An 8186-nucleotide genomic window follows, 5' to 3' on the forward strand; every position below is an offset into this window, starting at 1 on the left:
GCTTCTCGGGTCGACAGGCCTGCCTCTATCGCCTCGATAACACGCGTCCGCAAATCCAGGCTGTAAGCTCGTGCCATGCCGCTGCTCCTTCCGCAAATCACTTCGATCAGGGAATCAGAACAAGCCGCTCACTGCAAACAAACGACTCCGATTAAGGGAAAACCGCTCTAACATGCTTGCTGAATGGCAGAAGTCGCCTGTCACACATGAGCGCCGCTGGCGCTAGACTTATGGTCTGTTGGTAGGCGCTTGGTGGACCGCAAGCAGGTGCGTCAACTACCAGATGCCGTAGTATCGACGCCTGCCCGAAAACTCTAGAAGGGAGTTCGTTCCACCGCATTGACCGAGAGATACCGGAATGCAGAGCAGTTGCCGCGTAGGTTCGCTCCCCATTGTATGACGGAACTTTTGAGGAGCATGTCGACATTACAAAAAGATTTGTCGGAAGTCACTGACGCACTGACCTGATATTCTGGGTGAAACTGAAGAACAGCCCTGACCAAACAACTTTTAATCACTCTCGTTGAACGCGACGCCTCATGCAGGGGACCCTATGATGAACACCGACGTTTTCGCGGCTCATGAATCTAACGTTCGTCGCTACGGGCGGTCGTTCCCCGCAGTCTTTACGACGGCCCTTGGGGCGACAATCTGGGACGAGGCCGGTAACCCATATATCGATTTCCTTGTAGGGTCCGGCGCACTCAACTACGGGCACAACAATCCGAATATTATTGCACCAGCAATCGAATATCTCGTTGGCGAGAACATTCTTCTATCGCTGGACATGAATACAGCAGCTAAGCGTGAATTTATTGAAGTGTTTGTGGATTCCATCCTGAAGCCCAGGGGGCTTTCGTACAAGATACAGTTTCCAGGGCCGACCGGCACAAACGCAAATGAAGCGGCGCTGGCGCTGGCGCGGAAATATACCGGCCGCTCGAGCGTCATGGCATTCACGAATGCGTTCCACGGTATGTCGCTCGGCTCTCTGGCGGTATCGGGTTCGGCGTCGACCAGGGAGCTGGGCGGCGTTGCTCGCCACGATGTGATCCGTGTCCCCTATGACGGCTATCCGAACCAAGCTTTCGATTCGGCCAGTTACATCGACCGCGTTTTGGGCGACCCAGGGAGCGGCATAGAAAAGCCAGCCGCAATCATTCTGGAAACCATTCAGGCAGAAGGTGGCATGAACACCGCATCCGCAGCCTGGCTCATAGAAATTCGGCGCATTAGCCGTAAGCATGGCGTTGTTTTGATCGTCGACGACATTCAAGCAGGTGCGGGCCGAACGGGCGAATTCTTCTCCTTTGAGTTCGCGAAAATCGATCCCGACATCGTGTGCCTTTCCAAGTCACTGAGCGGTTCAGGTAGTCCATTCTCCATTGTTCTTATTCGCCCCGACATGGACATATGGAATCCTGGAGAACATAGCGGGACCTTCAGGGGCAACAATTTCGCCTTCGTAACGGCAGGGGCTATGTGCAAAATGTGGTCAGATAGGCAGTTTACCGAAGGCGTCGAGCGGACAGCCGTCAAGCTGCAAACGCACCTTGACAGCCTTATTGCGAAATTTCCCAAGTGCATTGAACAGAAGCGCGGCCGCGGTCTGATGGCCGGCCTCAAGTGCCGTTCACAGTCGGTTGTGGGCCGTGTGCACGATGTCGCGTTCGAAAACGGATTGCTGATCGAATCTTCGGGCCCAAATCGCGACGTCATCAAAGTCCTCCCGCCGATAACCATCACCGATGACGAACTCGATCGTGGCATCGCGATCCTTGATCACGCACTACAGGAGCAAGCCAATGGAGACTAACCAGGTATCTCAAGCGCCAGCTATCTCACCTCTTACGGTCAGAGAACGAACCGGCTCGATCAGCACTGCGGAGATCATCTCAGTCCTGAAAGGTGAGATCACCGGTCTGCACATCAAGCAAGCATTCAGCAAGCAAGTAGCCGAGGAGATCACCGCCAACTTTATTCGCAATCCTGGCCGCAAGGAGCGCAAAGATGGCGTTCCAGGAGAATATGTCGGCGCATCTCACTACAGGAAGGATGCAGCCAACTATTTTGCAGAGGCAAGAAATGCGCGACCGCATGTCGACGCGCTTCTTGGCAATTTGGTTGATCCGGTCCGCGGTTTGTTCAACGCGTTGAAGCGCGACCTGCACGACCAGGGCGTTGAATTGCGACTGGCACGATCGGAGGACGGGCAGGCTAATATTTGTCGCGCTCTTAGCTGGTCTGGCGGGGGCACGTATGCCCTGGAGCCTCACGATGATGTCGCTCAAGTCCTATATGCCGGGAATGACTACGAGCTCCCTGCGGTGGCGAAAAACATCGTAGCAGCGCTCAACTTCTATCCCATCATGGCCGAGGAGGGTGGAAATCTGCGGCTTTGGAGCCATAAGCCGACCGGCACCGACCGAAAGTCGCAGGGCCTGGAGAGTACAGGTTATCCCTATTCAGCAGCCTATCTTGAAACCGTTCCTTATCGGGACTTCCAGCTTAAGGCCGGGGACATCGGCCTGATCGACGGCGGCTTCGTCCACGGGGTCACCCGACAATCAGGCAACGGAAGGCATCGCCTGGTGCTGAACAGCTTTTTGGGGTTTGCGCGGCCAGATCTTGTGCTCTGGTGGACCTGAAGTTGGATGTCGCAGCGAACTGACCGGCTTCCGCCGAAAGTAAAGGGTACAAGTGCCAATCTGTGCATGGTCACGTTGTCTATGGCGGCTACGATGTCAGGTATCCGCTATGGTCTGTGGCATGCTGCAAAACAACGAATCCGGCGGGCAGCACCGCTTGTCCCGACGAGATCGGCTTCCAGCAAACACCACTCGTGTTAACGGTCGCGCATCTCGAAGTGGCAACTCCCACCATTAAGAAAACCCACAATTGGGCGCGTAAGTATCACAGCGAGTTGCCGGGAGAGCGCCACGACCTAATTGCTAAACAACTAACCAGAGAAACCTGATGCACGAGAAGATGCCTTCCTCGGCAAATGCCGACACCCAAGCGCACGACGCGCAGTTTTGCGAGAACGCATGGCGCAATGCCCTCAACCGGTTGGTACGCTGCCTATTCGCTGAGCGTCTTCTTGAACCAGATGGATTGTTGTGGGCGCGCGACGGCCATCAAGCTTGGCTCCCCCTTTGGCAGCTGAGTCGGGTCCTGCATTTCACCGACCTGCGTCGCGCACCTGCCGGAACATTGCAAAATCGCGGTTCCATCGAAGTGCTAGACGGAACCGGCTCTCGGCACGGGCTCGATGATCCCTCAGGTCTTATAACGCAGGTCGCGCCCGCTTTGGCGCTTTCGCCGGCATCGGACGGCTTGGAAAATCTTTTGCGCGACGTCGAAAACAGCGTGCGCAACGACGTCCAGGCGCGTCGTCACCGGGAGCACTGGAGTGCCGTGCTGCGAGGGAAAGTAGCTAAAGCGGGCGCGCAAGGATTCCTCGCCTATCTTGCTAAGAGCCTGCCGCCGCACCTGGCGGCCATGACTCTCGATCAGTGGGGCGCGTTGGAAGGTCACCCTTTTTATCCGACATGGAAGGCCAAGCCCGGCATGTCGCCTTCAGACGTGAGTGCGTTGTCGCCTGAATTCGGTGCTCGTGTGCGCGTGCGCGTTACAGGGCTGCGTAAGGAATGGATTTACGTGGAGAAAATGCCGCATGTCGGCAGCTATTCGGAATGGTTCTCAAAAAACTTCCCCGACCTCTGGCGCAACTGGGTGGAAGGTCTGAATCAACGTGGAATGTCGCCTGAGGACTGGCTTCCTCTTCCCGTCCATTGCTGGCACCTTGAGAATTTCGTGCGCCGTGAATTCGCGTCCGAGATTGCTTCCGGTGTTTTCGACCCGGATGGCCCGGAGGTCCTGACGCTGCCGTCCATGTCCTTTCGCACTATGCTTCCGGACACACAGGAACCGAGGCCCTTTATCAAGTTACCGGTGGCGATCTGGATGACCAGCGGACAGCGTGCTCTGCAAGCCAAGTCGATTCACATGGGGCCGCGTATCAGCACCTTGATTTCCGATATCCTGTCAAAAGAGAAGGATCTCGACAAGAGACTAGAGATCTTGCCCGAAGAACTGGGTGCAACCTTGCATCACCAAGAGGCGGGCGACGGGGATCGAGGCCGCTTTCTTTCGGTCGTCTATCGCAACGCCGACGCTCTGGCACGCAGTGACGGACTTTTTCCCGTCACTGCCGCCGCCCTTTTGACAGCAAGTCCGATCGATGGTCGTCCCCTCATTTACGAATTGATCACCAAGAACGGCGATGAAAGTGCCCCGACCGTTGCTGCGTTCTTCCGCACCTATGCAGGCACCGTCGTCCAGCCGATACTAGGCATGTATCTGCTTTACGGAATTGCTCTTGAGGCGCATCAGCAAAACAGCATCGTACTGTTCGACCAAACTGGCCGCCCACGAAAACTGCTGATCCGTGATTTCGGCGACACCCGCATTTTTGCGCCCCTGTTCGAGGAACGGGGACACCGCCTAGAGCGCTTCGGTCGCAAAGAGATCTTACCCACCACGTTCAATGATGATATCAGTCCCGCGCGCTCATATGTCATCGATGCCTGCTTCATCTGCCACCTTCATGAGATCGCACTGTGTCTCACTGAACAATATACATTGAAAGACACGAGTCTTTGGAGCATCCTGCGGGAAGAAACCGAGGCAGCTTTTGATGTGCTCAGGCCGCGCATGCGGTCGGACGCGTTCTGGCTGGAGGAACGCAAAGCTTTTCTGGAGAATCCCTGGCCAACTCGCTCGGTGCTCCGGATGCATCTGGAGCGCTATCGCGAGTATCCGGTTGAGCATGAGCTTCCCAATCCGCTGGCAGAAGCGGAATGAGAAACCCAGCCCATTGATCTTGTTGGGCCAAACGTCGAGGGTTGAACGAGAGGTCATGGGCCGTGGGTAACCGTTCAAAGAGGCTACCATCTTGCGATACCATTCCGTCGTTGACAGTTGCACGTATAAAGATCCGTAGATCGCGAACGTTCGGCTCTGCCCGACCTCCCATTTGGCTTTGGGTCTGATCAGATCGCGCAGAGGCGGGTCGTTGTAGGCGTCGTGTGGCTGTCCAGCTAACGCATTGCTTCCGCAGCATGACGAAGGTGTTCCATAGCCGTTCCAGGTCGAGCCCGAGGAAATGTCGTCGACCAACACCTCCGCCAGATCGCAATGTTCTCCGCTATCGGATTTTCGAGACCCCAAATCTCATTCAGACAATGATGATCGAGACGCTGCAGAAGCGGTTCAAAACAGCCTCGACGTCGAAGAAATCGACTACGAAACCAGTAACTGGATCAACGGGCCCTTCCAGACGCAGCTCTACGCGGTATGAGGGACCATGTATCCGGTGACAGCGATGGATTTCGGGCACCTGTGGAAGGCGGTGCGCTGCCTCGAACGTGAAAGCCTGCAAGCGCCAGCGTCCGTAGGCCACAGCGGCATCCGTGTTCGCCTCGCATTCAGGCCCGATTATCGGCTGAAGCAGAAGATGCTCGAAGGTGGACGTGGAAACATCGGGCTCCGCGCCAATTTGAGGATATATACAAGTCTAAGTTGGTCCCCCGCGGTGACAACGAGGCGTGCCTTTGGCCCCGACGCAGAGCCAGTCGATGCCAGCCGGCGGGGGAATGGTAGCGTTGGTGAGGCAACGGAGGAATCGTTCAGGAGCATTCGGTGACGAGGCAATACGCGCTCGCAGCTTCATTGTCGCGCCGCACCGCCGCCTGCCGCGGCGCCTGGTCCCAGATGCCGATGTGGCGCTCCAGCATCGGCAAGAACCGCTCGCTGTCGGCCGGGTTTCCGGCTTCGATGACGAGGTCAAGGATCAGCCCGCTTCGGCCGGTGGTCAAATTGAGCTTGTGGCCATAATCGACGTCGCGGCTGCCCTTGACGATGATGTCGGCATGCGGCTCGAACAAGCTGACCAGCTTGTCGCCGGCCTGCACCGCCTCGCCGGCCAGGACCCGCCGCTCTGTCTGGGCGATGATCTGTTCAATCAGCGGCCGGTAGTGGCGGATCTGGACCTGCCACAGTTGGCCGGCCGGGCCCGCCGCCAGGGGCAATTGCGCCGCCGCCTGCTCGACATAGCCCAGGGTTTTGCAGGTGATCTTGAGCAGCTCGCGGTAGTGCTTGACCCGTTTGGGGCGGCCGCGGGCATACTGGATCGTCCGGGCCCGCTTCTTCGCCGCGCGGCAATGATCGTGCCATAGGATGGCGCTGCCCAGTGCATCCGCCTGCTGCAACAAGCGCACCATCACCCGCACGGCATCCCACAATAGGCTGCTGTCGCTCGGCTCGTGGATCAGCGCCGCGGTGACGGTGCTGTCGAGCCGCATGACGCTGCCGGTTTCGACCCCGTCCTGGCGGGCGCTCGCCAGCAGCATGCGATTGATGTCTTCCCAGGTTTCGGCCCGTATGGCGCTGATCGTCTTGTGCAGCACCGACTTCTTCGGGCTCCACCCCCACGGCAGCCGGGCAAAGGCCCGGAACGAGGCGGAGTCTTCCAGATGGAAGGCCCGCTCCTGATAGATCCTATGAGGAGGTGGATAGCGATCCGCGCTGTGACAAAGTGAGGTCGCTTTCAATCAACACCTTACTCTGGAGAGGCCGAACATGCTCGCTGCGAATGAACGACCTGAAGCGCCGACCGCTATCCGCATTGATCTTGGCGCAATCTTCGTCTCATTGGAACTCAGCCGTTCGAAATGGCTGATCACCTCGCTGTCGCCGGGCGGCGGCGAGAAGATGTCGAAACATGCGGTGGCGGCCGACGACATCGCCGGCCTGCTGGCGCTGTTTGCCGAGCTCAAGAGGAAGGCGCAGGCACGGACCGGGCGCTGCTTCCCCATCATCGTGATCCAGGAGGCCGGGCTCGACGGCTTCTGGATCCATCGCGTGCTGCAGGCCGAGGGGATCGAAAGCCACGTCGTCGATCCGGCCTCGATTGCGACCTCGCGCCGGCGGCGGCGGGCCAAGACCGACAAGATCGACGGTGAGACGCTGGTGCGCGCGCTGCTCGCCTATAAAAGGGGCGAGCCGCGCGTCTGTGCGATGCTGCGGGTGCCGACGCCCGAGGAAGAGGACCGTCGCCGCATCTCGCGTGAGCGCAAGGCGTTGACGAACGAGCGCGTACGCCACGTCAATCGCATCAAGGGCCTGCTGTTCAGCCAGGGCGTATCCGGCTACCAGCCGCTGCGCCGCGACCGGCGCACGCGGCTCGAGGAGCTGAGGACCGGCGACGGCCGACCATTGCCGGCGCATCTGAAGATGCAGATCAGCCGCGAACTCGATCGGCTGGAGCTGCTGATCGGACAGATCAAAGCGGTCGAGGCCGAGCGCGATGCCATGCTCGCTGTCGCGCCGGTCGGCTCTGCGCATTTCGCTGATTGTGAGCAGCCGGCACCGGCGATGCTGCTCGCCTTGAAAGGCATCGGGCCGGAGTTTGCCGTTGTCTTGTGGTCGGAGGGGCTGTCGCGTCATTTTGACAACCGACGACAAGTTGCTGCCTATGCTGGCCTTGCGCCGACACCCTGGCAGAGCGGCTCTGTCGATCACGACCAGGGGGTTTCGAAAGCCGGCAATCCAAGGCTGCGAACGACGCTGATCCAGGTGGCCTGGCTGTGGCTGCGCCATCAGCCGCACTCAGCGCTCAGCCTGTGGTTCAAGCAGCGGGTGAAGCAGAACGATGGTCGTCTGAAGAAGAAGACGATCGTGGCACTCGCCCGCAAGCTGCTTGTCGCGCTATGGAAATACGTCAATGCCGGCGTCGTCGTCGAGGGGGCCGTGATGAGGACCGCCTGATCCCCGATCGCAACCGAATTCCTCAATCTTCCAGGACCCGATCAGTCCTGGCGGATCCAGGTGGGACGAACCGCAGTTGAGTATGGCTTCAAACGCCGCTTGATAGAATGGTCTCGTCCTCATGAGCCCTTGTCCGCCGCAAGCGGGATGTTGGTTCCGCTGTCTCGAACAGCGACCGTATATAAGTTGGATCTGGCTTGGCAACGAGCCGCGTCTTGCAATCGGGCTCAGTGTCCGTTCCAAAAAGAGGTGAGTGATTTCAGCGGGTTGTGATTCTGTCGGATTGCTGAGATTCGACGGAGATCATGATGCCCTGGACCGAAACCACTCGCCCGCAATATGTGCGGCGTTGCGCC

General features: G+C 58.5%; 4 protein-coding genes and 2 pseudogenes. 4 read left to right on the plus strand and 2 right to left on the minus strand.

Annotation, left to right across the window (positions count from 1 at the left end):
• The first annotated feature begins 556 nt into the window (after positions 1–556).
• The 3 genes from ectB (at position 557) to D3227_RS39235 (ending at position 4866) form a co-directional block, all read left to right on the plus strand.
• Complete coding sequence (gene ectB, locus D3227_RS39225) at positions 557–1816, plus strand: diaminobutyrate--2-oxoglutarate transaminase (protein WP_120019339.1); 1260 nt, start codon at positions 557–559, stop codon at positions 1814–1816.
• Positions 1806–2648: a 2OG-Fe(II)-dependent halogenase WelO5 family protein gene (locus D3227_RS39230; RefSeq protein ID WP_120019336.1), complete on the plus strand. Its 843-nt coding sequence runs from the start codon at positions 1806–1808 to the stop codon at positions 2646–2648. Before ectB ends, D3227_RS39230 begins: the two co-directional genes overlap by 11 nt.
• Before the next feature lie 328 nt (positions 2649–2976).
• On the plus strand, positions 2977–4866 hold the full coding sequence (locus D3227_RS39235) for an IucA/IucC family protein (protein ID WP_120019337.1): 1890 nt from the start codon (positions 2977–2979) through the stop codon (positions 4864–4866).
• 236 nt (positions 4867–5102) lie between these two features.
• Here D3227_RS39235 and D3227_RS39240 read toward each other — a convergent pair.
• Both D3227_RS39240 and D3227_RS39245 read right to left on the minus strand, forming a co-directional pair.
• Positions 5103–5443: pseudogene (locus D3227_RS39240) on the minus strand (6-carboxytetrahydropterin synthase).
• Between the two features lie 304 nt (positions 5444–5747).
• Positions 5748–6557, minus strand: a pseudogene (locus tag D3227_RS39245) (ISNCY family transposase); the annotation flags it as partial.
• A gap of 85 nt (positions 6558–6642) precedes the next feature.
• Between D3227_RS39245 and D3227_RS39250 the strand changes: the two are divergent.
• A complete protein-coding gene (locus D3227_RS39250; protein ID WP_120019338.1) occupies positions 6643–7830 on the plus strand; it encodes an IS110 family RNA-guided transposase in 1188 nt (395 codons plus the stop codon).
• Positions 7831–8186: the final 356 nt, after the last annotated feature.

It is taken from the genome of Mesorhizobium waimense, from assembly GCF_003601975.1.
In the GTDB taxonomy this organism is placed as follows: domain Bacteria; phylum Pseudomonadota; class Alphaproteobacteria; order Rhizobiales; family Rhizobiaceae; genus Mesorhizobium; species Mesorhizobium waimense.

Coding starts and splice junctions, on each gene's coding strand:
- ectB (WP_120019339.1), top strand. CDS start 557: ATGAACACCGACGTTTTCGCGGCTCATGAATCTAACGTTCGTCGCTAC.
- D3227_RS39230 (WP_120019336.1), top strand. CDS start 1,806: ATGGAGACTAACCAGGTATCTCAAGCGCCAGCTATCTCACCTCTTACG.
- D3227_RS39235 (WP_120019337.1), top strand. CDS start 2,977: ATGCACGAGAAGATGCCTTCCTCGGCAAATGCCGACACCCAAGCGCAC.
- D3227_RS39250 (WP_120019338.1), top strand. CDS start 6,643: ATGCTCGCTGCGAATGAACGACCTGAAGCGCCGACCGCTATCCGCATT.